Below are 24,025 nucleotides of genomic sequence, written 5' to 3' on the forward strand. Positions count from 1 at the left end.
GGTCTCGGCCTAGCTGTCGGACATGCCACCCATGCGTATCCGCGCCATGGCCACCGAAGCGGCCGCCGTGCGGTTCTCCACGCCGAGCTTGGCAAAGACATGCTCCAGGTGCTTGTTCACCGTGCGCGGACTGGACCCGAGGATCTCACCGATATCCGGACTGGTCTTGCCCTTGATCACCCAGTACAGCACCTCCGCCTCCCGGGCAGTCAGGCGAAAGGCGGCCGTCAGCGCCTCCACCATGGCAGCATCCGACTCCTCGCGCAGCACCAGCAAGCACTCGTCATCGCCGGCACGTTCGTGGAGATTGAAGATCAGGCGGCGCGCCCCCTGGTTGATATGCAGGGGCGGGAAATCCCGGCCCTGGCGGCGCGCCCGGGTCGACTCATCGACCCAGGCCATGACCGCTTGCGGCGCCTCGTCTTCGTTGCCGGAAAAGTAATCCTGCATCAGCTTGCGGGCCAAAGGCGTCTGCCACACAACCCGTCCGCTCTCCGGTCGGATCGCCAGGGTGGCCTGGCCGAACGCGTCCAGGGCGGTGCGAGCCTGCTTCATCAGACGGGCACTCTGCATATGGGCAGCTATGCGGGCCAGCACCTCCCGGGGACGGATGGGCTTGGTCACGTAGTCAGCCCCCCCGGCTTCAAAGGCCGCCACCACATGCTCGGTCTCGGTCAGGCCGGTCATGAAGACAATGGGAATATGGCGGGTGGTGAAGTCGGCCTTCAGGCGCCGGGCGACTTCGAATCCATCGATGCCGGGCATCATGGCATCCAGCAGGATCACGTCCGGAAGGCTCTGGCGGGCGCGCTGCAGGGCCGTTTCACCGTTGGTGGCCACCAGCACGGTGTAGCCGGATTCGTCGAGGGCATCGTGGAGCACGGAGAGATTCTCCGGAATGTCGTCGACGATCAGCACCAGATCGGAGTTGAGCCGGTCGAAATCAGACATGGCGGGCCTTCTCCAGCAAAGGGGCAATGGCATCCAGGCGGAAATTGCGGGTCAGCTCGCGAACTTCGGCCACGAAGGGGGCGTAGGCCGGATCGGCCACCTCGATCTCGTCGAGCCGCGCCAGGATGCCTTTCACGTAGCCCAACTCCACCTGCCTGTTCAGTGGCTCCAGCAGCGCAGCCGGGGGATAGCTCAGGCCGGACGGCAGCCTTGGCGCGGGGCTAAGCTCGTGGGCTTCGACCCAGCTCAAGCCGAGACGCTCGCCCACCCAGTCGAGCAGCTCGCTGATCTGTACAGGTTTGAGGAAGAAATCGCGGGCACCGATACCCAGGGCATTGTCATCCGAATGGATGCCACGCTCGTAGGCATTGGCCGAGATGATGGCCACTGGCGTAGCGGCATGCGCCCCTTCGCGGATTCGCCGCACGGTTTCCCAGCCATCCATGCCCGGCATGGCCAGATCCATGAATATCAGATCGGGCCGGAAATCGTCCAACATCCCCAGACACGCGGGGCCGGACGCTGCCTCGGCGAGGATAAAACCGAGGGGCTCCAGCAGCGTGAACAGAAACTCCCTGTCCACCCGCTCGTTGTCCACAATCAGGATACGCCGGCGTTTCCCCTGATAACCCACGGGCCGGCCGCGCGAAATCCCAGCGCGGGCCGACACGCCCTGAACCTGGGGAAGAAAGAGACGTACCCGGAAACAGCACCCCCGACCGGGGCGGCTGTCCACGGTCAGCTCTCCCCCCATCACATCCGCAAACATGCGACTGATGGTCAGGCCCAGCCCAGCGCCACCGGCGCCCTGGGCTGAAGTCCCACGGGAAAAGGGGTCGAAAATCCGCTCGTGCTCTTCGGGTGAGATCCCGGGCCCGCTGTCCTCGACCTCGAAAGTGGCCATTTCCATGCGGTAGGCGAGACGCAGGCAGATGTGCCCCCGGGGGGTGAACTTGACCGCATTGCCGAGGAGGTTGATGAGGATCTGACGCACACGCTTTTCATCGGCCCGGACAAACGCCGGAATCTCGCCCTTCGGCTCATAGCGGAATTCGAGTCCCTTGTTGCTGGCCTGCAACTCGAACATGCCGACGATCTGCTGGATGAAGTCCCTGAAATCCAGTGCCCTCACGTCCAGGGCCAGCTTTCCGCCCTCAATGCGTGCGATGTCCAGGGTACCTTCGATCACCGACAGCAGGTGATCGCCGCTACGCCGGATCACATTGATGGCCTGGCGCCGAGGCGGGGGAATGGTCTCGTCCCCGTCGAGAATCTGGGCGTAGCCGAGAATGCTGTTGAGGGGCGTGCGCAATTCGTGGCTGATGGCCGTGATGTAGCGGCTCTTGGCCTGGTTGGCCAGCTCGGCAGCCTGCTTGGCCCGCTGGAGCTGCTCGTCGGTACGCCGGTGGGACTCGATCTCGCGCATCAGCAGATGGGTCTGGCGGTTGGACTCCTCCTGGGCCACCTGGCGACTCTTATGGGTCAACACCAGCCACCACACCACCAGGCCCGACAACAGCAACAGGGCCGCGTAGCCCTTCAGGAAGGCCATCTGCAAGGCCGGGGCAAATTCGACCGCACTGTCGCCCAGCAGCTTGAGCCCCAGATGATGGAGCAGCCACACCAGCAGGGCCAGGCCCGGCGCAATGCCCCCCATCAGCAGCAGATAGTGGCCGAGACCACTCTCCAGGTAGGGCCATGCCGCCCGTGGCAGCAGCCGGCGCATCGCCGCCGACCACTGGGCGGAGAGACGCGCCTGGGGCTTGCAGAGATCGTTGCAACGGGCATCGAGGGAGCAGCACAGGGAGCAGATGTTGCCCTGGTAGGCCGGGCAACGGGCCAGGTCGTCGGCCTCGTACTCCCTTTCGCAGATCACGCACTGGCGAACGCCGGCCAGCGCAGGCCCGGGCTTGCGGGCGATGTAGTAACGCCCGCCGGTCGCCCAGGCGATCAAAGGGGAGGTGACAAATGCAGCGACCAAGGCAATCAGCGCGGAGAAGGCCTGGGCGTCGGCGCCGAACACGCCCAGATAGGCCGACACCGACAACACCGAGGCGATGCCCATCGCCCCCACCCCCACCGGATTGACGTCGTAGAGGTGCGCCCGCTTGAACTCGATGCCAGGGGGAGACAGGCCGAGGGGTTTGTTGATCACCAGATCGGCCACCACCGCCATCATCCACGAGATGGCCACGTTGGCGTACAGGCCCAGCACCTTGCCGATGGCCTGGAAAACATCCAGTTCCATCAGCACCAGGGCGATCAGGGTGTTGAAGACCACCCACACCACCCGCCCCGGATGGCTGTGGGTGAGCCGGGCAAAGAAGTTGGACCATGCCAGGGAACCCGCATAGGCATTGGTCACATTGATCTTGAGCTGCGACACCACCACGAAGAGGGCCGTTGCCCCGACAGCCCAGTGCAGGTTGGGAAACACATACTCGTAGGCCGCGAGATACATCTGGTTGGGGTCCACCGCCCGATCCGCCGGCACCGAATTGCTGATGGCCAGATAGGCAAGCAAGGCCCCGCCAAGCATCTTGACCACCCCCAGCACCACCCAGCCGGGCCCGCCCACCATCACCGCCGCCCACCAGCGGCGGCGGTTGGCCGCCGTCTGCTCGGGCATGAAGCGCAGATAGTCAGCCTGCTCACCCATCTGGGTGATCAGAGCGATGCCCACGGTCAGCGCGGCGCCAAAGGCATGGACACTGAACCCGGGCCCCACCCCGTCCTCACCGCCATAGGCCGCCAGCTCACTGAGGATGTCCGGACGCTCCCGGAACACGAAGACATAGGGGACAACCAACATCACCAGCCACAAGGGCAAGGTCAGGCTCTGCAGACTGCTGATGGCGGTGACCCCGTGGGTGACAAGGGGAATCACCACCACGGCGCAAATCAGGTATCCCCAGGCCGGCGGAATGTCGAAGGCGAGATCCAGGGCATAGGCCATGATCGCCGCCTCGAGGGCGAAGAAGATGAAGGTGAACGACGCATAGATCAGCGAAGTCAGGGTGGAGCCGATGTAGCCAAACCCTGCGCCACGGGTCAGCAGATCCATGTCCACCCCGTAACGGGCAGCGTAGATGCTGATGGGCAGGCCCGCCAGAAAGATGATCAGACCGGTGGCAAGGATCGCCCACAGGGCATTGCCAAAGCCATAGCTCACCAGCAGGGTGGCCCCCACGGCCTCCAGCACCAGGAAGGACGCCACGCCGAAGGCCGTGTTGGCCACCCGCAGCTCCGACCAGCGCCGAAAGCTGCGCGGCGTGAAGCGCAGGGCGTAGTCTTCGATGGTCTCCCGGGCGACCCAGGTATTGTAATCGCGCCGAACCTTGACGACCCGTTGGACGGCCTCCGGCTCCGGCGGAACGGCGCTGTCCATCACTCCTTCATGCCCAGCCGCTCCAGGCGGTAGCGCAGGGAGCGAAAGGTGACACCCAGGGCGCGGGCCGCGGCAGTCCGGTTGCCACCGGATTTTTCGAGCGCCTCTTCGATGGCATGGCGCTCGACCTCATCAAGGAAATCCTGGAGGTGCGCACCACCCTGCGTCGTCGGTGTCGCGGGACTCGCCTCGCCCATGTCCGCGGGGTCGAGCAGCAGATCATCGGCGCGGATCTCGCTGCCGCTGGACAAGGCAAGGGCACGCTCCAGGATGTTCTCGAGCTCACGCACGTTACCCGGGAAGGAGTAGGACACAAGAGCCTTCACCGCATCGGCGCCAAGGCGCGCGATCGGCAGGCCGGAAGACTCCGCCAGCCGTGCGAGCAGGGTCTCCGCCAGGGCGGGAATGTCCTCGCTGCGCTCGCGCAGGGCAGGCATGCGCAATTCGATCACGTTGAGGCGGTAGAACAGATCCTGACGAAAGCGCGCCGCCTCGACCATGGCCTTGAGATTCTGATGGGTGGCGCTGAGGATGCGCACATCCACGGTAGTTTCCACCGTATCACCGAGCCGCCGGAACTTCTTCTCCTGGATGGCCCGCAGCAGCTTGACCTGCATGGGCAGGGGCAGATCCCCCACCTCATCGAGGAACAGGGTGCCCCCATGGGCCGCCTGGAAAAAGCCCTCCCGATCACTGTCCGCCCCGGTGAACGCCCCTTTGCGCGCGCCGAAGAACTCGCTTTCCATCAGATTCTCGGGAATCGCCCCGCAATTGACGGCCACAAAGGGGGCCGCCGCCCGCGGCCCGAGCTCGTGGATCATCCGCGCGGCGCGCTCCTTGCCACTCCCCGACTCACCCGAGATGAACACCGGAGCCTGACTGCGGGAGAGCTTCTCGATCAGCGACCGCACCTGCACCATGGCCTGCGACTCGCCGATCAGACTGGACGTGTCCTTGCGGCCGGCGTCCTCCTTGGCGGGCACCGAGAACACCGACTTGACCAAGGCCCGTAGCTGATCGATGGAAACCGGCTTGGATAGATAGTCGAAGGCGCCGGCCTTGAGCGCCGTAACCGCATTGTCCATGCTGCCGAAGGCCGTGATCACCGCCACCGGCAGATCGCCAATGTTCTCGGCGATATGCCGGACCAGTTCAAGGCCGTCACCGTCGGGCAGGCGCATGTCGGTCAGGCACAGGCGGTAGCGCTTTTCGGCCAGCAGGCCGCGCGCCTCGGCCAGGGTCGCGGCGCCGTCACTGGCGAGGCCCAGACGCAGCAGGGTGAGCTCGAGAAGCTCCCGAATGTCGTCCTCGTCATCGACAATGAGCACATCCGGACCACTGGAGCGGGCTCGTCTATCGTTCTGAATCATGGTCTTGCACGTCCGATAAGGCGGAAGCAGGCACCGCCGGCGCCGCTCGGAGCCAGTTCGAGTACAGCTCCATTGGCCTCGGCGAGCTCCCGGGCGATGTAGAGGCCCAGGCCGGTGCCCTTCGAATGGGTCGTAAAAAAGGGTTCGAAAATCTGGGACCGCAGGGCTTCCGGCACACCGGGCCCGTCATCCGACACATCCATCTCCACGCGCCCTTCATCATGGGCACGGGCGGATATGATGACCGCCTGCAGGCCACCACTGCAATGGCGGCGAGCGTTGCCCACCAGATTCCACAGGATCTGCCGGAGATGCGCCCGATCCATGCTCAGGGCCACCTCCGCGGGCACCCGGCTCACCACCACGCCCTCCGCCCCGGCCCCTTCGGCCACCTGGAATTCCTCGAGAAACTCGTCCACGAAACCCGCCAGGGGCAATACCTCGGGCAGGGCCTCGTCGCGCCGCCCCAAAGCCAGCACATCGCTGACCAGGCGATCGATACGCTGGGCATTGTTGCCGATGATGCGGATCAGACGCCCCTGCATCTCACTGCGCTTCTCCTCCCTCAGCAGCTCTGCGGCCTGGTACACCGACGCCAGGGGATTCCGGATCTCGTGGGCGATACTGGCTGTCAGGCGCCCCAGTGCGGCGAGCTTGACCTGCTGGATCTGGCGATGGATGTGGTCGAAATCCTCCAGGTAGACCAGGGTGTCGTTGGCTTCGCCCGCAGGGAGCACACGCACCAGAAGCATCTTGCCGCTGCCATCGGCACGCAGGCTGTGGGCCGACTCGCTCTGCTCCGCCTGACGCCGCAGCTCCCGCTCCAGGGACGGTGCGCAAGCCTGCAGGGTCATGCCCTCGCGCAGCGGCGTTCCCAACAGGGCCACGGCCTGGGGATTGAACTGACGCACCACGGCCCCCTCCCCCACCACCAGCACCCCATCCTGCATGTCCTGGATGATCTGCCGGTTGAGACGTAGCTGGTTGGCCAGATCAGCCCCGCGCTGACGCGCCAGATCCTCGTTGGCCAGGGCGCGCTGGGCCAGCAGGCGGGCCACCTGGGCGATGGCAAAAAAGCCGATGCAGGTGATGCCGACGGTGAAGAAGTCCACCGTCTCCCGTCCGGAGAGCAACCTGAACGCGTTTTCCAGGAGCACGGCCACCGTCGCATAGGCCGCGTAGAACAGCACCATCCGCCCCTGGCCCACCAGGCCCGCACCGGCCAGGGCCACCAGGATGAGAATGGGGATACCGCTACGGTAGCCACCGCTGGCCCACATGATCACCGTGAGCAGGGTGATATCCACCAGCACCTGCAGGGTCACCAGCCGCGGAGTGCCAAGCAGTCGCTCCGCATCGCGGAAGCCGAGGATCAGGACCGCCGCCACATAGGCGATGGCCGCTGCGATGAACAGGGTGGGAGAGTCCCCTCCCAACTGCAGCGGGCGCCCCGCCACCAGGAAGAAGCCGGCAAGGATCAGTCGAAAAAGGTTGAGGTAGCGCAGGGGTTCGGCCCGGGCCAACCCGTCCGCGATCTGCAGTTCAAGACTCGGCGCAAGATCCGCCTTCATCGACGAACACCCAGGCGACGATGCTCATCCGAACAATAGAATTCGCCATTGCCGCGCACCCCCTCGCTCTCCGGCACATGCAGCCCGCAGTGGGCGCAGGCCACCATCTGTTCCGCGTCCAGCATCTTCCGGGGTGCCTCGGGCGCAGCTCCGGCGGCGTCGTTCCCCTTCCCACCGATGCCGCCCCGGCCGCCGACACTCCGGCGCAGGGCGCGCCGCACATAGAACAGGCCGATCAGGAAGAGAACGAACAACAGAAGATTGCGCACGGAAGACACTCCAGGGGAATGCAATCGAGTTTAGCAGAAGCGCCGCAGCCGCTCGAAGGCCGCCTCAAGGGTCTCGTCCCGCTTGGCGAAACAGAATCGGATCACCTTCTCGTCCCGCGCGTCGCCAAAGAAGGCCGACAGGGGAATCGCCGCCACGCCGACCCGGCGAGTGAGCCAATCGACGAAGTCCACGTCGGCGACGTCCGAGATCGCCCCGTAACGGACCGTCTGGAAATACGTGCCGGCACAGGGCAGCAATTCAAATCCGGTTCCCGCCAGCCCTTCCCGAAAAATATCGCGCTTGGCCTGGTAAAACGCGGCAAGGCCCCCGTAGCGGGCGGGGTCCTCCATGTAATCGGCGAGGGCAAATTGCACGGGAGTGTTCACGGTGAACACGTTGAACTGATGCACCTTGCGGAACTCGGCCATCAGCGCCCGGGGCGCCAGCACGTACCCCACCTTCCAACCGGTCACATGGAAGGTCTTCCCAAAACTGGAGACGATCACGCTGCGGGCGGCCAGCTCCGGATAAAGGGCCGCACTCTCGTGGCGCACACCATCAAAGACGATGTGCTCGTAGACCTCGTCGGCCACCACCACGATGCCCGTATCCCGGGTCAATGCGGCCAGCGCCTGCAGGTCGGACGCGGTCCACACGCTACCGCTGGGGTTATGGGGCGTATTGATCATGATCATGCGGGTCCGTGGCGAGACCAGCTGCCTGACCGCGTCCCAGTCGGGACGATAGTCCGGTGCACTCAGGCGGGCACGCCGGACCACACCTCCCTGCAACTGGATGGCCGGCACATAGGAATCGTAGACGGGCTCGAAGACGATCACCTCATCGCCCGGATGCACCAGGGCGGCCACTGCGGTGAACAGCGCCTGGGTCGCGCCGGCCGTGACGGTAATCTCGTGCTCCGGGTCGTAGTCGGCGCCATACAGCGCGCTCACCTTGGCGGCGATTGCATCACGCAGGACCGCAACACCCGCCATCGGCGCATATTGGTTGTGGCCGCTGCGCATCCAGTGGGCCACCCGCTCGAAGAGCGCATCATCGGCACTGAAATCCGGAAACCCCTGGGACAGGTTGATTGCCCCGCACTCCTGGGCAAGACGTGACATGGTGGTGAAGATGGTGGTTCCCACGTCGGGCAGGCGGGATACCAGCGGAAAGGGCAGATGCAGCATTGGCAAGCCTCCAGGACAGGCCCGGGATTCTGGCAGATGCCCGTCACGGCGGCCAGAGAATGCCGGCCAAACCCGGCAGCGGCGCAAAAACCGTCGATTACCCGCACTGGGCGCACCCACCCCGATACAATCGACCGCTACGCAATTGAGGTATTCCCGTGTCCCCTATTCACCCCACCCTGCGCCGGGACGGCGATCAGGTCATCATCCTTGATCAGACCCGCCTGCCCCATGAAGAAAACTATCTGCGCCTCAATAGCCTCGACGACGCCGCCACCGCCATCCGCGACATGCAGGTGCGGGGCGCCCCCCTGATTGGGGCGGCAGCCGCCTTCGGCGTGGCACTGGCCTTGCGCCATGACCCTTCGGACACCATGCTCCGGCACGCCGACTGTACCCTGCGGCAGACGCGGCCAACCGCCGTCAATCTGCACTGGGCCCTCGACCGCATGCTCGCCGCCCTGGCGCCGCTGCCTACGGTGGTACGCAGCATGGCAGCGTGGACCGAGGCCGAGGCGATCCGCTGCGCCGACTTGGCAGCCAACGCCGCCATCGGTGAGCACGGCCTGGGCCTGTTGCGCCAACTGGCCCTGTCGACACAAGGCCCCCTGCAGATCATGACCCACTGCAATGCCGGCTGGCTCGCCACCTGCGGGTACGGCACAGCCCTTGCCCCCATCTACGCCGCCCACGCCGCCGGCCTGGACGTCCATGTATGGGTCAGCGAAACCCGGCCGCGCAACCAGGGGCTCCTCACCGCCTGGGAGCTGTCCCGCTCCGGCGTACCCCATACCCTTGTGGCCGACAACGCCGCCGGCTGGCTGATGGCCTCCGGGCGGGTGGACTGCCTCATCGTCGGCGCCGACCGGATTGCCGCCAATGGCGACACGGCCAACAAGGTGGGCACCTATCTCAAGGCCCTCGCCGCCCGTGCCCACGGCCTGCCCTTCTACGTCGCCGCGCCGCGCTCGACCATTGATCCGGCCTGCCCGGACGGTGCCGCAATTCCCATCGAGGAAAGGGACGCCGATGAGGTCCGGCTGCTCACCGGCCTTGGCGCCGATGGCCGCGTCACCCGGGTGCGTCTGGCCTCCGCGGCCAGCGCCATATGCAATCCGGCCTTCGATGTCACGCCGGCCGGGCTGCTGACTGGCATAATTTGTGAATCCGGCGTCCTTGTCCCCGACGCCCTCGCATCCCTCGCCGTATCCTGAGGCGCCCACCGGAGACTGCCGATGAACGAGAACGTGCTGCGCGCCGGCCTGCTGGCCACTGCCCGCTCCATGGCCACCAGCGGGCTCAACGCCGGCACCGGCGGCAATGCCAGCGTGCGTTGCGCCCGGGGCTTCCTCATCACCCCCAGCGGACGCAGCTACGACGACTGCACCGACAGGGACATGGCCCTGGTGGCCATGGACGGGAGCTGGCAGGGGCCCCATGCCCCGTCCAGTGAGTGGCGCATCCACCGGGACATCCTCGCCGCGCACCCGGAAGCAGGCGCCGTACTCCACGCCCACTCGCCCTTCGCCACGGCCCTGGCCTGCCTGCGAAGGGGCATCCCCGCCTTTCATTACATGATCGCCCGCTTCGGCGGAGATGACATCCGCTGCGCGCCCTACGCCACCTTCGGTACCCAGGCCCTATCGGATGCCGCCCTGACTGCCCTCGAGGGGCGCAACGCCTGCCTGCTGGCCAACCACGGCATGCTTGTGTTCGGTTCAGACCTGCGCAGCAGCCTCGCCCTGGCGATCGAGTTCGAAACCCTTTGCGAGCAGTACTGGCGGGCGTGTCAGCTCGGCCAGCCCACCCTTCTCTCAGACGCCGAGATGGCCGAGGTGATCGAACGTTTCCAGACCTACGGCACGCGCCAGGGCGCCAACGACAGCCTCTCCGGCCCCCTCGCGCCGGACTGAAGCCCGACCATGTCCGAGCCAGTCAGCATTCCGTCCCGGCCCCCTCTTGCACGCAGCCTGCTGATCAGTCTCTCGGTCACCTTTGCCGCCTGCCTGATCGCCTTCGGTCTTGCCGTGCACTTCCTGATTGTCGCTCCCGCCACCCAGTCCCTGGCCCGGGTTCAACTCGACCTGGCAACTGCCCACATCCAGTCCGAGGCTGAGCGCAGCTTCAGACGCATCGAGATCCAGCTCGGCACCGCCCGTGCATGGGGTCAGTCCGGACGCCTGCGCATTGACGACCGGGCCGGTTTCGATGACCTCATGCTCCCCCTGCTCCGGGACGAATCCCGCCTCGGCGCCATCCACCTGGCCAGTACGGATGGGCAGCGCTTTACCCTGTCCCGCGAGGGCGACGCCCCCTGCTCAAATCTCGACCGCACTATGCCGCCAACGGGCCTGGAGTCCAGCCTCGCCGAGGGCGCAGTGTGGAGCGCCCCCTTCCTGGCCCCGGACATCGGCGACGGCTGCATCACCGTCTCCACCCGCTGGCGGAACGCCGATGGCCGCATGCACACCCTGACCTTCGACGTCAGCCTCGCGCAGCTCTCCCGCCTGACCCTTGAAACCCCGGTCGGGGAGCGCGGAGGGGGCACGGTGCTGACCGCCCATGGCGACATCGTCGGAGTTCCCCGCTATCCACGCTTCGCCAACCTCTCCGACCAGCGTGGCGCCCTCCTCAGACCCGCCGCCGCCGCCAACGTGGACTTCCTCACCCACGGCCATTCCCGCTGGCTCAGCGCCGGGCAAGCCAGCGGCAGCATCTTCAGCTTCGAAAATGAGGGAGAAACCTGGCTGGCCCAGTTCATTCCCCTGCAACTGGGGGAGCAACGCTGGTGGGTGGCGGGCTTCGCCCGGGAAACCGACTTCATCCCCGCCCGCCTGCGGGAAGTCGTACCCGTACTGCTCTTTCTCACCCTCCTGGCCGGCGGTCTCGCCATCGCCATTGCCCGCCGCATCGCACGCCGCCTGGAGGTCAGCCTCGCGGCACTGGTGGAGCGCAGCGAACGCATCGGACGGCTTGACCTTTCGGCAACGGCCCCACTGGACGCCCCCTGGAGGGAGCTGGCCGAGCTGGGGGCCTCTCAGGAACACATGCGCAGGCGACTCCAACAGGCCAGCGACGATCTGCTGCAGAGCCGCGCCGAGCTTGAAGACAAGGTCTTGGAGCGCACCCGCCAGCTCGCCGAAAAGAGCGAAGCCCTGACCGACCAGCTCCTGTTCATCGAAGTCCTTCTCGATGCCTTGCCGAGCCCCGTTTTCTACAAAGGTCCGGACGGCCGCTTCCTCGGCTGCAACCGGGCTTACGAACAGGCCTTCGGCACCACGCGCGCCTTTCTGCACGGCAAGACGGTACTGGACTTGCCCTATCTGCCTCCGGCAGACCGCGTCGCCTATCACGAGGAGGATCTCCGCATCATTGCCGAGGCCTGCACCGCCCACAAGGAAACCTCGATTCCCTTTGCCGATGGCCGCAACCACGACACCCTTTACTGGGTTCGCGGCTTTCGCCTGGGCAATGGCGAGCCGGGCGGTCTCCTTGGCGTCATTGTCGACATATCGGCGCAGAAGGCCGCCGAACGTGCTGCCCGAGCGGCAGAAGAGCGTAGCCGCCAGATGCTCGAATCCAGCCCCATCGCGGTGGTCATCAACCGACCGGACGGCACCCCCCTGTTCGCCAACACCCGTGCGCTGGTTCTCGCCGACACCGACATGTCCACCTTCATGGCACGTCCGGTCACCACCTGGTTCCGCGACCCCTCCGCAGGAGAGAAGGCCATTACGCGCCTGAAGAACGGGCTGACGGTTCGCGACATGGAGATCGAATTCCAGAACAGCGCGGGGCATCCCTTCTGGACCCTCATGACCATGGAGCGCACGGAGGTCGGTGGCAGCCCGGCCCTGATCAGCTGGAGCTATGACATCACGGCCCGCAAGCTCGCCGAGCGCGAGCTGCGCAAGCTCTCCCTGGCAGTCGAACAGAGCCCGTCGATGCTGCTCATCACGACGCCCGGCGGCGCGATCCAGTACGCCAACCCGCGCTTCTGCCAAGTCACCGGATTCAGTGCCGAACGGCTCGCCGGCACCCATCCGGATCTGGTGGATGCCAGCAGCCTGCCCCTGGAGTTCCTTGCCGACCAATGGCAGTCGCTCAAGAGCCAGGGCGTGTGGCGCCGCGAGTGTCAGCTCCGCCTGCGCAGTGGCGAACTGCTGTGGGTCGGCATTTCCGTGAGCGGCCTCGTCGAGGGCGACGGGGAAATCACCCACTGCATCTGGGCCCTGGAAGACCTCGCCCTTCACCGCCAGGCGGTGGAAACCCTGCGGGAAGCCAAACAACTGGCCGAGGAGGCCGCCGACTCCAAGGCTCGCTTCCTCGCCAACATGAGTCACGAGATCCGCACCCCCCTCAACGCCATCATCGGCCTTGCCAGCCTGTGCCTCGATACCGACATGCACACCCGGCAGCGCGACTACGTCACCAAGATCCACGCCGCCGGCATCACCCTGCTCGGCGTCATCAACGACGTCCTGGACTTCTCCAAGATCGAGGCGGGCAAGCTGCGGCTCGAGCAGACCACCTTCGCCCTTGACCGCGTTCTCGACAGCGTCATCACTTACGTGGCCCAGAAGGCCCAGGAGAAAGGGCTCGAACTCATCCTCCAGGTTGCCCCCGATGTGCCCCAGGATCTCCTGGGTGATCCCCTGCGTCTGGGTCAGGTTCTCACCAACCTGCTGGGCAACGCCGTCAAGTTCACCCTCCAGGGCGAAGTCCAGTTGCACGTGCACTGCGACAGGCGTGAAGGGCAGCACGCCCTCCTGCGCTTCGATGTCACCGACACGGGAATCGGCATGAGCCAGGATCAGGTCAGCCGACTCTTCGAAGCCTTTTCCCAGGCCGACGAATCCATGACCCGCCGCTTCGGCGGAACCGGTCTGGGCTTGTCCATCTCCCGCCAGCTGGTCGAACTCATGGGTGGAAAGCTGGATGTCAGCAGCACCCCCGGCGCCGGCAGTCGGTTCAGCTTCAACGCCGCCTTCGATCTCGCCCCGGGGCGCGCCCCCAGGCCGCTGCCAGGCATGCTCGACGGCCTGCGCATCCTGGTGGTGGACGACCACCCCGTGGCCCGCGAAGTCCTGTTGCACCTGCTCCAGACCTTCCCCTTCCGCTCGGAGGCCGTGTCTTCCGCCGCCGAGGCAATCATCGCCGTCCGCCGGGCCGACGCCGGCGACCGCTTCGGACTGGTCCTGATGGACCTGCGCATGCCGGACCAGAACGGTATCGAGGCCACCCGGCGCATCAAGCAGGATCGCAGCCTGGCATCCCCGCCCGCGGTGATCCTGCTTACCGCCTACGGGGAAGAAGGCACCGCAGGCGAAGCGGTTGAAGCCGGCGCCGACGGCTTCCTGCACAAGCCGGCCACCGCCTCCACGCTGCTGGACACCATCATCGGCACCTTCGGCCTCGACGCCGCACCACCGCTGCCCCCATCTCCCACTGGCGACCACGTCCTGGCCGGTCTGCGCATCCTCGTTGCCGAAGACAATGAAATCAACCAGCAAATCGCCCGTGGCCTGCTCGAGCGCATCGGCGCCACCGTCAGCGTGGCCGACAACGGCCGGATTGCCCTCGAGACCCTCGTGGCAGCGGGTCCCGACGCCTTCGACGTGGTCCTGATGGACCTGCAGATGCCCGAGATGGACGGCCTTGAGGCCACCCACCGGATCCGTGCCGATACCCGCCTTGCCAACCTCCCCATCATCGCCATGACGGCCCATGCGATGGCGGAGGAACGCCAGCGCTGCGTCAATGCCGGCATGAACGACCATGTCGCCAAGCCCATCGTCGTCGAGCGCCTGGTCCAGGCCATCCTGAAACAGGTGCGGCGCACACCACCGTCGCAGGACTTACGGGAGCCCCCCGGTCCCGCCCCTGGCGAGATGGACGCAAACGGGATGCCCGACCTCCCTGGCATCAATGTGAAATCCGCCCTGCGCCGGGTCGGCAACGATCCCGCAACCTATCTGTCCCTGCTGCGGCGTTTCGCAACGACGAACGCCGACTGCGCCGAGCGCATCGGACGAGCCCTTGAAGCGGATCAGTCCATCGAGGCCGAACGTATCGCCCACAGTGTGCGTGGAGCCGCCGCAAACCTGGGGGCCGGCGCCATCCAGGAGGCGGCCAGCGACCTCGAAATGGCACTGCGCCGGGGCAGCCCCTGGGAAGCGGCACTGCAATCCCTCGCCGCCGAGATCACGGCCCTCACCCGCATGCTCGAAACCGCCCTGCCCGTGCAAATCGACCTACCTACGCCAATCCCGCACCTGGATGCCGCCGCCCTGGACGAATCCATCGCCACCCTGATCAGGCTCATCGAGCACTCCGATGGCGCGGCCCCCGCCCACTTCCGCGAGATTCGCAACAATTTGTCAGCCCGCATCGGCACGGAAAAAGTTGGCGAGATTGCCGAGGCGCTCCAGCACTATGATTATGATCATGCGCTGGCCTGCCTTCACGAGGCCTGCCCACAACAGCCCCCACCGCCGAGCCTTCCCTGAATCGCGCCAGGAGAACATCGTGACCCCGCCCGCCGATCCGCAGCACCCCCTGATCCTGGTCGTCGACGATGCACCGGACTCCATCGAACCCATCGTCAACTGCCTGCACCGGGCGGGCTTTCGCACACGCATCGCCACCAACGGGGAGCGTGCCCTGGCCCTGGCCGCCAGCAAGCCCCTGCCCGACCTGATCCTGCTCGACATCAGCATGCCCGACCGGGACGGCTACGACGTGTGCCGCCAACTCATGGACGACCCGCTCACTGCCAGCATCCCGGTGATCTTCCTGACCATCCGCAACGAAGAGGTGGACGAGCAGCTTGGCTTCGACGCGGGCGCGGTGGACTACATTGCCAAGCCCATCAGCCCGCCCCTTGTTCTCACCCGCATCCGCAACCACCTGACCCTCAAGGCGGCCAGCGACTTCCTGCGCGACCGCAACAGCTATCTCGAGAACGAAGTGGTGCGCCGCACCCGTGAGCTTGGCCTGATCCAGGACGCCACCATCGTCGCCATGGCCTCCCTGGCCGAAACCCGCGACAACGAAACCGGCAACCACATCCGGCGCACCCAGATGTACCTCCGCACCCTGGCCCGGCATCTGCAGAAGCACCCGCGCTTTGCGTCCGAACTCACCGACGAGAACATCGAACTGATGTACAAGTCGGCCCCCTTGCACGACATCGGCAAGGTCGGCATCCCTGATCGCATCCTCCTCAAACCCGGCAAGCTCACCCCCGCCGAGTTCGAGATCATGAAGACCCACACCACCCTGGGCCGGGACGCCATCGCCAAGGCCGAAGCCCTGTTTGGCATCGCCGCAAGCTTCCTGCGTTTCGCCAAGGAAATCGCCTTCTCCCACCAGGAAAAGTGGGACGGCAGCGGCTACCCGCAGGGCCTGGGTGGTGAGCGCATTCCCCTGTCGGCGCGCCTGATGGCCGTCGCCGACGTCTACGACGCCCTGATCAGCCAGCGGGTGTACAAACCCGCCCTGCCCCACGCTGAAGCCGTCGCCATCCTGCGGGATGGTCGCGGCGCACACTTCGACCCCGACATCCTCGACGCCTTCCTCGCCCTTCAGGACGAATTCAGGCTCATCGCCCAGCGCTTTGCCGACAGCACCGACTCCACCGCCGCCGGCCGCGAAGCCGAGCGGATCCGCCTCGTCTTCGGCGACTAGCCAGCCGGCTTCCTACCGCCCGGCGCCCGCCCGGGGCGGCATCGCGGAAACTCAAGAACCCTGCCCGGTATCCGTTAAATGTCTGCCTGAAGTCATCCGTATGACCGGAACCAGGCCCAACAGGAGACGTGATGCCCCCCCGCCCGACACCACACCCGGTCGTCGACCTTTTTCGCCGTTTCGGACTGGCCGTGTCCGTGTTCGTCTTCGTCGCAGCCCTGACCCTTGGAAACTATCACTCCACCGTGGAGGAGCAGCGGACCGCCACCCGAACCCGCTTCCAGCTAACCGCCCAACAACAGGTCGCCCACCTGCAGGACCGTATCACCCAGATCCTGGGCCATGGCGACGCCCTGCAAAGGCAGATCGCGCTGCAAAGCAGTGAGGACACATCGACCTTTGCCCACCTTGCGACACCGCTGCTCCAACTCCATCCCGAGGTACAGCGGGTAGGTGTGGTGCGCACATCAAACGGCATCGTAAGTGTGCTCACCAACTCCGGCCGCGCGGCAGACGAAGGTGCGAGCCACCTCTTTGGCGCCCGCCACGCCCCCGATACCGACAGCCAGGCCTTGATCGAGCGCAGCATTGCAGGCGCAGCGCTGAAGGGCCACCCCAGCTGCACTCCCCCGTTCTCGCTGTCCGACAGCAAGACCCAGGCCGTGCTCCTCCTCATCCCGGTGCAGCGCCAGCGGCAGCTATCGGGAGCACAAAGTCAGCTGATCTTCATCGAGATCGGCGTGGAATCCTTGATCGATCGGGCCCTGCAACCCACCGCGAGCCAGGATGCGAGCATGCATTTCGAGATTGAGCTGCTCGATGCCACCGACGAACCGCAGCGCCTCTTCGCCAGCCGTGACTTTGCCATCGGCGAGATGTCCTACGCCGACGTCATCAACGTCACCGATCGCCGCTGGCTGATGATCGCTACCCCGGCCAGCCAAAGCTATTCCCTCAAGCCAGGCCAGGACGCAGGCGGGCGCCTGTTCGCCGGTATGGCTGTGGGTGCACTGGCCGCTTTCGTGCTTTACGTATTGCAGACCCGGGCGGACGCCATCCGCCACCAGGTCCGCGAAAAGACCCTCGCCCTTGCCGATGCCAACGAAGCCCTCGGACAGTACGTCCAGGCCCTCGCGGAAACCAACCGCCTCCTCGAGACCGAGGTGGACAAGCACGCCAAGGCCGAAGTCCTGTTGCGGGAGACCACATCCCTGCAACGCGCCATCCTCGATTGCGCCGAATACGCCATCGTCTACACCGACTCCGCCGGCGTCATCCGCGTCCTGAACCCGGCCGCGGAGCGCCTGTTCGGGCATTCCGCCGGCGATCTCATCGGCAACGAGACCCCCCTGGTGTTCCACACCGCCGAAGACATCGCCCGCTGGACCCTGGCCCACAAAGCCAACGGCTTTGCCGCCCTCGCCGAGGAAGCCGGCAGCAGCTATTTGGAGCCCCGCGAGATCACCCTGCGCCGCCGTGACGGCAGCACCTTCCCGGCCAACATCGCCATCTCGGTGGTACGCGACAGCCAGCGCCAGATCCGCGGCTATCTGGGCATCATTGCCGACATCACCCAGCGTCAGGCCGCCGAGCGTCGCATCCGCCACCTCGCCCACTACGACAACCTCACCTCCCTGCCCAACCGCACCCTGCTCAATCAGCACCTCGTCGAGGCCATCAACATTGCCCGGGAACGTCATCGCAGTGTGGCCGTGCTGTTCACCGACCTGGACCGGTTCAAGTACGTCAACGACACCCTGGGTCACCAGGCCGGCGATCAGCTCCTGCTGTCGGTAGCCCAGCGCCTGCGGGCCTGCGTGCGCGACGGCGACATGGTGGCCCGCACCGGCGGCGACGAGTTCGTCGTCGTACTGGATGACCTGCAGGAAGGCTCCATGCCCGAGGACGTAGCCGAACGCATCCTCGCCAGCCTGGCCCGGCCCTTCGATCTGTGCAGCCAGCAGGTCACCGTCACCCCGAGCATCGGCATCGCGCTCTACCCCACCGATGGCAACGATGGGGAAGCGCTGATCAAGAACGCCGACGCCGCCATGTACCTGGCCAAGGAGCGCGGCCGCAACAACTTCCAGTTCTTCGATCACGGCCTGTCGGCACGTTACTCCGAGCGCCTCGAACTCGAAAACCGCCTGCGCCACGCCCTCGACGAGCAACAACTTGAGCTTTTCTACCAACCCCAGGTGGACACGCTTTCGGGCGAACTGATCGGCATGGAAGCCCTGATCCGTTGGCGCCAACCGGACGGCAGCATGATCCCGCCGGACAAATTCATCCCCATCGCCGAAGAGTGCGGCTTGATCGTTCCCATCGGCGCGTGGGTGCTTCAGGAGGCCTGTCGGCAGGTCCAGGCCTGGCTGCGGGAGGGCATCTGCCGGGTACCGGTGGGGGTCAACCTGTCTGCCCGCCAGTTCGACGACGCCGGACTGCTTGATACCATCAAATCAGCCCTGGCCGACGCCAGCCTCGCACCAGCCTATCTCGACCTGGAACTCACCGAGAGCCTGGTGATGCGCAACCCCGAACACACCCGCAGCGTCCTCGCCGAATGCAAGAAAATCGGCCTGCAGCTCTCGGTGGATGACTTCGGCACCGGCTATTCGAGCCTCGCCAACCTCAAGCGCTTCCCCATCGACCGCCTCAAGATCGACCGCTCCTTCATCAAGGACATCGTCACCGAACCCGACGACGCCGCCATCGCCCAAACCATCGTGGCCATGGCCCACACCCTGCGCCTCGAAGTCATCGCCGAAGGCGTCGAGACCGAAGCCCAACTCGCCCTCCTGCGCCGCTGGCGCTGCGACGCCTACCAGGGCTACCTGTGCAGCCGCCCCATCAGCGCCAAGGACATGACCGCCCTGCTGCGCGGCCTGCGGGCATCGCGGATGGTGTCCCTGACGCCCATGTAAGACGGGCCGGGCAGGAACCGCCGACTTAGAAACGGTCCACTGGCGGCGCCGGCTCGCGCCGCGGTGCCTCGCCAAAGCCCTTGGGCATCCCCACTTCGCCGGTTTCATCGAAATCGAAGCCACCAAAATTGCCGGTCACCAGGCGGCCGCGTACCCGGTAATCCACCCGGTCACGCCCCTTGGCGAGTTCGCGAAACTGGCGCATCAGGCTCGCCAGCCCGGTGGTGGCGGTCACCTCCACCAGCCCGTCACCGAGGCGCGGAATCACCACGGGCCGGTTGCTGACGCCGGTGGCAAACTGCTGGCCATTCAGATCCAGCCGAAAGTTCAGCCCCTCAATCGCGATCTCGCTGGTGTTGGGGTTGGTCACCCGCAGGGTCAGCACGAAGCGCTGCTCCAGCAGGGTGCCGTCCAGGGGGCGGATGTCCACCACCGCCACCTCCGGCTTCTTCATGCCCAGCTGGAGGCCGGCACAGCCCCCCAGCACGGTCAGGCCGAGGCCTGCTGCCAAGAGCCCGGCAAACCTGCGTCGCCCTGCTGCATTCGTCATTTCAAGCTCCCTTGCATTGGACCGGTTCGAGTACGCGCAGCAGACTGGCCGTGTCGTCCCGGCCGCCGCCCATCGCCATCAGGGCGTTGAGCTGCTGCCAGGTCTGGGCGGCCACCGGCAGGGGCGCGCCGAGCTGGCGGGCCTCCTCCATCAGGATCGCAAAATCCTTGTGGTGCAGGCGTGACTGGATGCCCGCGGCAAAATCCCGGCGCGCCATGCGCCCACCCATCACGTCCAGCACCCGGGACGCCGCCGAGCCGCCCATCAGGGCCTCGCGTACCTTGTGCAGGTCCACCCCGTGGGCACCGGCGAGGCGCATGGCCTCGGCGCAGGCCTGGATGGCGTTGACCATGATCATCTGGTTGCAGGCCTTGGCCACCTGGCCGGCGCCAGCCGGGCCGATGTGCACCACCGTCTTGCCCAGGCAGGCAAACAGCGGCCGTACACGCTCCAGCACCGCGGCGTCGCCGCCGGCCATGATGGCCAGCGTGGCATCGCGGGCCCCCACCTCGCCGCCGGACACGGGCGCATCCAGCCAGCCTATTCCCTTTTCGGCATAGCGCGCTGCCACCTTGCGGGCCGTCTCCGGCGCAATGGTGCTCATGTCCACGTGGATGGCACCGGCCGCCAGGCCGTCGATGAGCCCGTCCGGCCCGAGGGCCAGGTGTTCCACATCGGCGCTGGCCGTCACCACCGAGATGACCACCTCGCAGTGGCGCGCCAGCTCCGCCGGGGTGGCATGTACACGGGCACCGGCCTCGGCGAGGGGCGCGGCCGATTCCGGCCGGCGCGCCCACACGGCCACCTCATGGCCGGCTGCGATCAGATGCCCGGCCATCGGCCGGCCCATCACCCCCAGTCCGACGAATCCGACCTTCACCTCATTCCCCCGACAGGCTTTCCAGCAGCTTGAGGGCGGCGATGGAATCCTCCTCGCCCATGCCGCTGCCCACCATGGCATTGAAAAGCTGGGCGGTGGCGGCGCTGCTGGGCAGCATCAGGCCCAGGCGATGGGCCTCCTGCATGACGATGTTCATGTCCTTCTGGTGCATCCAGGCCTTGAAGCCGGGCTTGAAGTTGCGGTCGAGCATGCGCTGGCCGTGGTTCTCGAGGATGCGGCTGTAGGCAAAGCCGCCCAACAACGCCTCACGCACCTTGCCGGCATCCACGCCGCTCTTGCGGGCGAAGTTGAAGGCCTCGGCCACCGCCAGCACACCGACGCCGGTGAGGATCTGGTTGCACGCCTTGGCCACCTGCCCGGCTCCCGGCCCACCGATCAGGGTGGCCGCCTTGCCCATGCGGGCAAACAGGGGCTCGACCTTGGCGAAGGCCGCCGCGTCACCGCCCACCATGATGGTCAGGCCGCCGCTGATGGCCCCCACTTCGCCACCCGACACCGGGGCGTCGAGCATGGTCACGCCCTTGTCCAGCAGGCGGGCCGAGATCGACTGGGCCGCCGCCGGAGCGATGGTGCTCATGTCCACGTAGATCAGGCCGGCCCGCGCGCCTTCGGCCACGCCGCCGGCGCCCAGGGCCACCTGCTCCACGTCGGCGGCGTCGGCCACCATGGAGAACACCACATCACAACCCGCCGCCACCTCGGCCGCACCGGCCGCGCCCCGGGCGCCGGCTTCGAGCAGCGGCGCCATGGATTCGGCACGGCGTGCCCACACGGTGAGGTCGAACCCACCCTTGAGGAGGTTGAGGGCCATCGGGCGCCCCATGATGCCCAGACCGATGAAACCAACTTTCATGACGTGTCCCTGTTGCCGGAAAAAAAGGAACGAGCCTAGCCGCCGCCGCGGTCCAACGCAATCGGGGCGAGCCCTTCAGCGCGCGTAGCTCACCCGGTAGATCGCCCCTGCCAGGTCGTCACTGATCAGCACCGAGCCATCGGGCAGTTCCAGTACATCGGCAGGACGGCCCCACACCCGCTCGCGGCCGTCAGCACCCACCTCCAGCCAGCCCTCCACAAACACCTCCTGGCGCACGTTCTTGCCCGCCCCATCGGTGTCCACCCGGACCACCCGGTAGCCGGACTTGCGGCTGCGGTTCCAGGAGCCGTGCTCGGCAATCAGCAGTGTGTGGCGATAGGCGGCCGGGAACATCGTGCCCCGGTAGAAGCGCATGCCCAGGGCCGCCACATGGGCACCGAGCTTCAGCACCGGCGGCGTGAAATCGGTGCAGGGGCGGGCTTTGCCAAACTCCGGGTCGGGCAGGTCACCCTGGTGACAATAGGGAAAGCCGAAGTACTCACCGGGGCGGCTCAGGCGGTTGAGCTCGTCGGACGGTACATCATCCCCCAGCATGTCGCGGCCATTGTCGGTGAACCACAGGCGTCCATCCTGGGGGTGCCAGTCGAAACCCACCGTGTTGCGCACCCCGCGGGCCACCACCTCGGCCCCGCTGCCATCCGGGCGGATGCGCTGGATGTTGGCATAGGTGCCCTCGTCCTTCTCGCACACATTGCAGGGCGCCCCCACCGGCACATAGAGCCAACCGTCCGGGCCAAAGGCGATGAACTTCCAGCCGTGATGCTGCTCCCCCGGGAAGCGCCCGGTCACCACCCGCGGCACAGGGGGTCGTGCCAGCCTCGCCGCCACCCCATCGAGGGCCAGGATCCGCGACACCTCGGAGATGTACAGGCTGCCGTCGCGCCAGGCCACCCCAACGGGCTGGGTCAGCCCCCGGGCCAGCACATGGACCCGGCCGGCACGGCCGGCGTCGATCTCGACCCCATACACCTGGCCGGCCTCACGGCTGCCCACATACACCACGCCACGCCCATCCGAAAAGTCCCCCAGGGCCATGCCGCGGGCGTTGGGCACCTGGTCGGTGAGCACCTCGATCCGGAAGCCGGCCGGCACACGCAGGCGCTCCACCGGCAGACCGGCGCGGGCGCAGAGGCCGACAGACAATGCCAAGCACAGGCCCAGGCCCAGCGCCAGCCGTCTTCCGAACCCCGCCCCCCCATTGCCTTGCAGCCATCGCTTCATCGTGTCCTCCCAATGACAGATCAGCACAGCATGCACCCAGGCGCCAGAGGATGCCACCCGCCAGGCAGCATCATGCACAGCGCAGTGCGACTGCTGCGCCGCCCCATCCGCTACACTCGCCGGATCTCCAACCCGTCTCCCTGTCCATCATGTCCTACGCCCCCTTCATCAAGGAAATCGGCCGCGGGCCGAAAGGCTCCAAGCCCCTCACCGTCGACCAGGCGGAATCCCTTTTCGGCGACATGATGGATGGCCGCGTGCCGGACCTGGAACTGGGCGCCATTATCCTGTCCATGCGCATCAAGGCCGAATCGCCGAACGAGCTGCTCGGCTTCCAGCGCGCCCTCGACGCCCGCACCGCCCGCGTGGCCGTCCCGCCAGGCCCGCGCCTGGTGGTGCTGCCCACCTACAACGGCGCCCGCCGCCAGGCCAACCTGATGCCCCTGCTGGCGATGCTGCTGGCCCGCGAGGGCGTTCCGGTGCTGATCCAGGGCCGCCACGACTTCGACAGCCGGGTCAGCCCCTTTGCCCTCCTCGAAGCCCTCGGCATCACCCCGGCCGCCAGTCTGGCCGACGCCGAAGCCCGCCTCGCCGGCAGCCACCTCGCCTGCCTGCCCCTGGACGCCCTGGCGCCCGGCCTCGAGCCCTTGCTGGCCCTGCGCCCACGCCTGGGCGTACGCAACAGCGCCCACACCCTGGCCAAGCTCCTGGACCCGGCCCCCGGCCACAGCGTGCGCGTTGTCTCCATGACCCACCCGGAGTACCTGGAGCGCATGCACGGCCACCTCGTCACCCAGGGTGGCGTGGCCCTGCTGCTGCGTGGCACCGAGGGCGAAGCCTTCGCCAATCCACGCCGCCGGCCGCGTCTCGAAACCTTTGCCAATGGCCGGGCCCACGTCGCCTTTCCCGCGGAGGAAGGAGGGGCACCCCCCATCGACGGCCAGCCCGATGATCCGGAGATCAACGCCAACGCAGCCCTGATCCGGTCCATGCTGGACGGCAGCCTGCCCGTTCCCCAGCCCATTCTCGACCAGGTGGCGGCCCTGCAACAGCTCAGCCTGACCCCCCGGGACTGAGGCCGTCACCTTCACAAACAGCCGGAAGCCGTTGACCTTTCAAGCACGGA

Annotated in this window: 16 protein-coding genes; 6 read left to right on the top strand and 10 right to left on the bottom strand. The window is 66.6% G+C overall.

Annotation, left to right across the window (positions count from 1 at the left end):
* Positions 1-9 precede the first annotated feature (9 nt).
* From J0L98_RS00245 to J0L98_RS00270, 6 genes are read right to left on the bottom strand one after another with little or no spacing between them, the layout of a single operon-like run.
* Complete coding sequence (locus J0L98_RS00245) at positions 10-951, bottom strand: response regulator transcription factor (RefSeq protein WP_296409242.1); 942 nt, start codon at positions 949-951, stop codon at positions 10-12.
* A complete protein-coding gene (locus J0L98_RS00250) occupies positions 944-4,339 on the bottom strand; it encodes an ATP-binding protein (protein ID WP_296409245.1) in 3,396 nt (1,131 codons plus the stop codon). Before J0L98_RS00250 ends, J0L98_RS00245 begins: the two co-directional genes overlap by 8 nt.
* Positions 4,339-5,709, bottom strand: a complete 1,371-nt coding sequence (locus J0L98_RS00255; RefSeq protein ID WP_296409247.1) for a sigma-54 dependent transcriptional regulator — start codon at positions 5,707-5,709, stop codon at positions 4,339-4,341. The genes J0L98_RS00250 and J0L98_RS00255 overlap by 1 nt, the downstream gene beginning before the upstream one ends.
* A complete protein-coding gene (locus tag J0L98_RS00260) occupies positions 5,706-7,280 on the bottom strand; it encodes a HAMP domain-containing sensor histidine kinase (protein WP_296409248.1) in 1,575 nt (524 codons plus the stop codon). The genes J0L98_RS00255 and J0L98_RS00260 overlap by 4 nt, the downstream gene beginning before the upstream one ends.
* On the bottom strand, positions 7,277-7,549 hold the full coding sequence (locus J0L98_RS00265; RefSeq protein ID WP_296409249.1) for a PP0621 family protein: 273 nt from the start codon (positions 7,547-7,549) through the stop codon (positions 7,277-7,279). Before J0L98_RS00265 ends, J0L98_RS00260 begins: the two co-directional genes overlap by 4 nt.
* 30 nt (positions 7,550-7,579) lie before the next feature.
* Positions 7,580-8,740 carry a pyridoxal phosphate-dependent aminotransferase gene (locus tag J0L98_RS00270; protein WP_296409250.1) on the bottom strand — a complete coding sequence of 387 codons (1,161 nt, stop codon included), beginning with the start codon at positions 8,738-8,740 and terminating at the stop codon, positions 7,580-7,582.
* Positions 8,741-8,892: 152 nt separating this feature from the next.
* Between J0L98_RS00270 and mtnA the strand changes: the two genes are divergently transcribed.
* From mtnA to J0L98_RS00295, 5 genes are all read left to right on the top strand, one after another.
* Entirely contained in the window at positions 8,893-9,954 is a 1,062-nt protein-coding gene (gene mtnA, locus J0L98_RS00275) for an S-methyl-5-thioribose-1-phosphate isomerase (RefSeq protein WP_296409416.1), read from the top strand.
* Positions 9,955-9,975: 21 nt separating this feature from the next.
* Positions 9,976-10,653 (top strand): class II aldolase/adducin family protein, encoded by a 678-nt coding sequence (locus J0L98_RS00280; RefSeq protein WP_296409252.1) that lies wholly within the window; start codon positions 9,976-9,978, stop codon positions 10,651-10,653.
* Positions 10,654-10,662: 9 nt separating this feature from the next.
* The gene (locus tag J0L98_RS00285) at positions 10,663-15,249 is read left to right on the top strand and encodes a response regulator (protein WP_296409253.1); all 4,587 of its coding nucleotides are present in this window, start codon (positions 10,663-10,665) and stop codon (positions 15,247-15,249) included.
* A 19-nt stretch (positions 15,250-15,268) separates the two neighbouring features.
* Positions 15,269-16,429: a two-component system response regulator gene (locus tag J0L98_RS00290; RefSeq protein ID WP_296409255.1), complete on the top strand. Its 1,161-nt coding sequence runs from the start codon at positions 15,269-15,271 to the stop codon at positions 16,427-16,429.
* Positions 16,430-16,560: 131 nt separating this feature from the next.
* A complete protein-coding gene (locus J0L98_RS00295; RefSeq protein WP_296409257.1) occupies positions 16,561-19,353 on the top strand; it encodes an EAL domain-containing protein in 2,793 nt (930 codons plus the stop codon).
* 25 nt (positions 19,354-19,378) lie between these two features.
* Here J0L98_RS00295 and J0L98_RS00300 read toward each other — a convergent pair whose 3' ends face one another.
* The 4 genes from J0L98_RS00300 to J0L98_RS00315 all read right to left on the bottom strand — a co-directional run bounded on the left by J0L98_RS00300 (position 19,379) and on the right by J0L98_RS00315 (position 22,899).
* Entirely contained in the window at positions 19,379-19,903 is a 525-nt protein-coding gene (locus J0L98_RS00300; RefSeq protein ID WP_296409259.1) for an LEA type 2 family protein, read from the bottom strand.
* Position 19,904: 1 nt separating this feature from the next.
* On the bottom strand, positions 19,905-20,783 hold the full coding sequence (locus J0L98_RS00305) for an NAD(P)-dependent oxidoreductase (protein WP_296409260.1): 879 nt from the start codon (positions 20,781-20,783) through the stop codon (positions 19,905-19,907).
* A 1-nt stretch (position 20,784) separates the two neighbouring features.
* Positions 20,785-21,657 carry an NAD(P)-dependent oxidoreductase gene (locus J0L98_RS00310; protein WP_296409261.1) on the bottom strand — a complete coding sequence of 291 codons (873 nt, stop codon included), beginning with the start codon at positions 21,655-21,657 and terminating at the stop codon, positions 20,785-20,787.
* A gap of 75 nt (positions 21,658-21,732) precedes the next feature.
* Entirely contained in the window at positions 21,733-22,899 is a 1,167-nt protein-coding gene (locus J0L98_RS00315) for a PQQ-dependent sugar dehydrogenase (RefSeq protein WP_296409263.1), read from the bottom strand.
* Between the two features lie 149 nt (positions 22,900-23,048).
* Between J0L98_RS00315 and ybiB the strand changes: the two genes are divergently transcribed.
* Positions 23,049-23,975 (top strand): DNA-binding protein YbiB, encoded by a 927-nt coding sequence (gene ybiB, locus J0L98_RS00320; RefSeq protein ID WP_296409265.1) that lies wholly within the window; start codon positions 23,049-23,051, stop codon positions 23,973-23,975.
* The last annotated feature ends 50 nt before the right edge of the window (positions 23,976-24,025 follow it).

Source organism: Zoogloea sp., assembly GCF_017302315.1.
Lineage (GTDB): Bacteria > Pseudomonadota > Gammaproteobacteria > Burkholderiales > Rhodocyclaceae > Zoogloea.

Coding starts and splice junctions, on each gene's coding strand:
- J0L98_RS00255 (WP_296409247.1), bottom strand. CDS start 5,709: ATGATTCAGAACGATAGACGAGCCCGCTCCAGTGGTCCGGATGTGCTC.
- J0L98_RS00300 (WP_296409259.1), bottom strand. CDS start 19,903: ATGACGAATGCAGCAGGGCGACGCAGGTTTGCCGGGCTCTTGGCAGCA.
- J0L98_RS00295 (WP_296409257.1), top strand. CDS start 16,561: ATGCCCCCCCGCCCGACACCACACCCGGTCGTCGACCTTTTTCGCCGT.
- J0L98_RS00270 (WP_296409250.1), bottom strand. CDS start 8,740: ATGCTGCATCTGCCCTTTCCGCTGGTATCCCGCCTGCCCGACGTGGGA.
- J0L98_RS00285 (WP_296409253.1), top strand. CDS start 10,663: ATGTCCGAGCCAGTCAGCATTCCGTCCCGGCCCCCTCTTGCACGCAGC.
- ybiB (WP_296409265.1), top strand. CDS start 23,049: ATGTCCTACGCCCCCTTCATCAAGGAAATCGGCCGCGGGCCGAAAGGC.
- J0L98_RS00280 (WP_296409252.1), top strand. CDS start 9,976: ATGAACGAGAACGTGCTGCGCGCCGGCCTGCTGGCCACTGCCCGCTCC.
- J0L98_RS00260 (WP_296409248.1), bottom strand. CDS start 7,280: ATGAAGGCGGATCTTGCGCCGAGTCTTGAACTGCAGATCGCGGACGGG.
- J0L98_RS00310 (WP_296409261.1), bottom strand. CDS start 21,657: ATGAAAGTTGGTTTCATCGGTCTGGGCATCATGGGGCGCCCGATGGCC.
- J0L98_RS00250 (WP_296409245.1), bottom strand. CDS start 4,339: ATGGACAGCGCCGTTCCGCCGGAGCCGGAGGCCGTCCAACGGGTCGTC.
- J0L98_RS00315 (WP_296409263.1), bottom strand. CDS start 22,899: ATGAAGCGATGGCTGCAAGGCAATGGGGGGGCGGGGTTCGGAAGACGG.
- J0L98_RS00245 (WP_296409242.1), bottom strand. CDS start 951: ATGTCTGATTTCGACCGGCTCAACTCCGATCTGGTGCTGATCGTCGAC.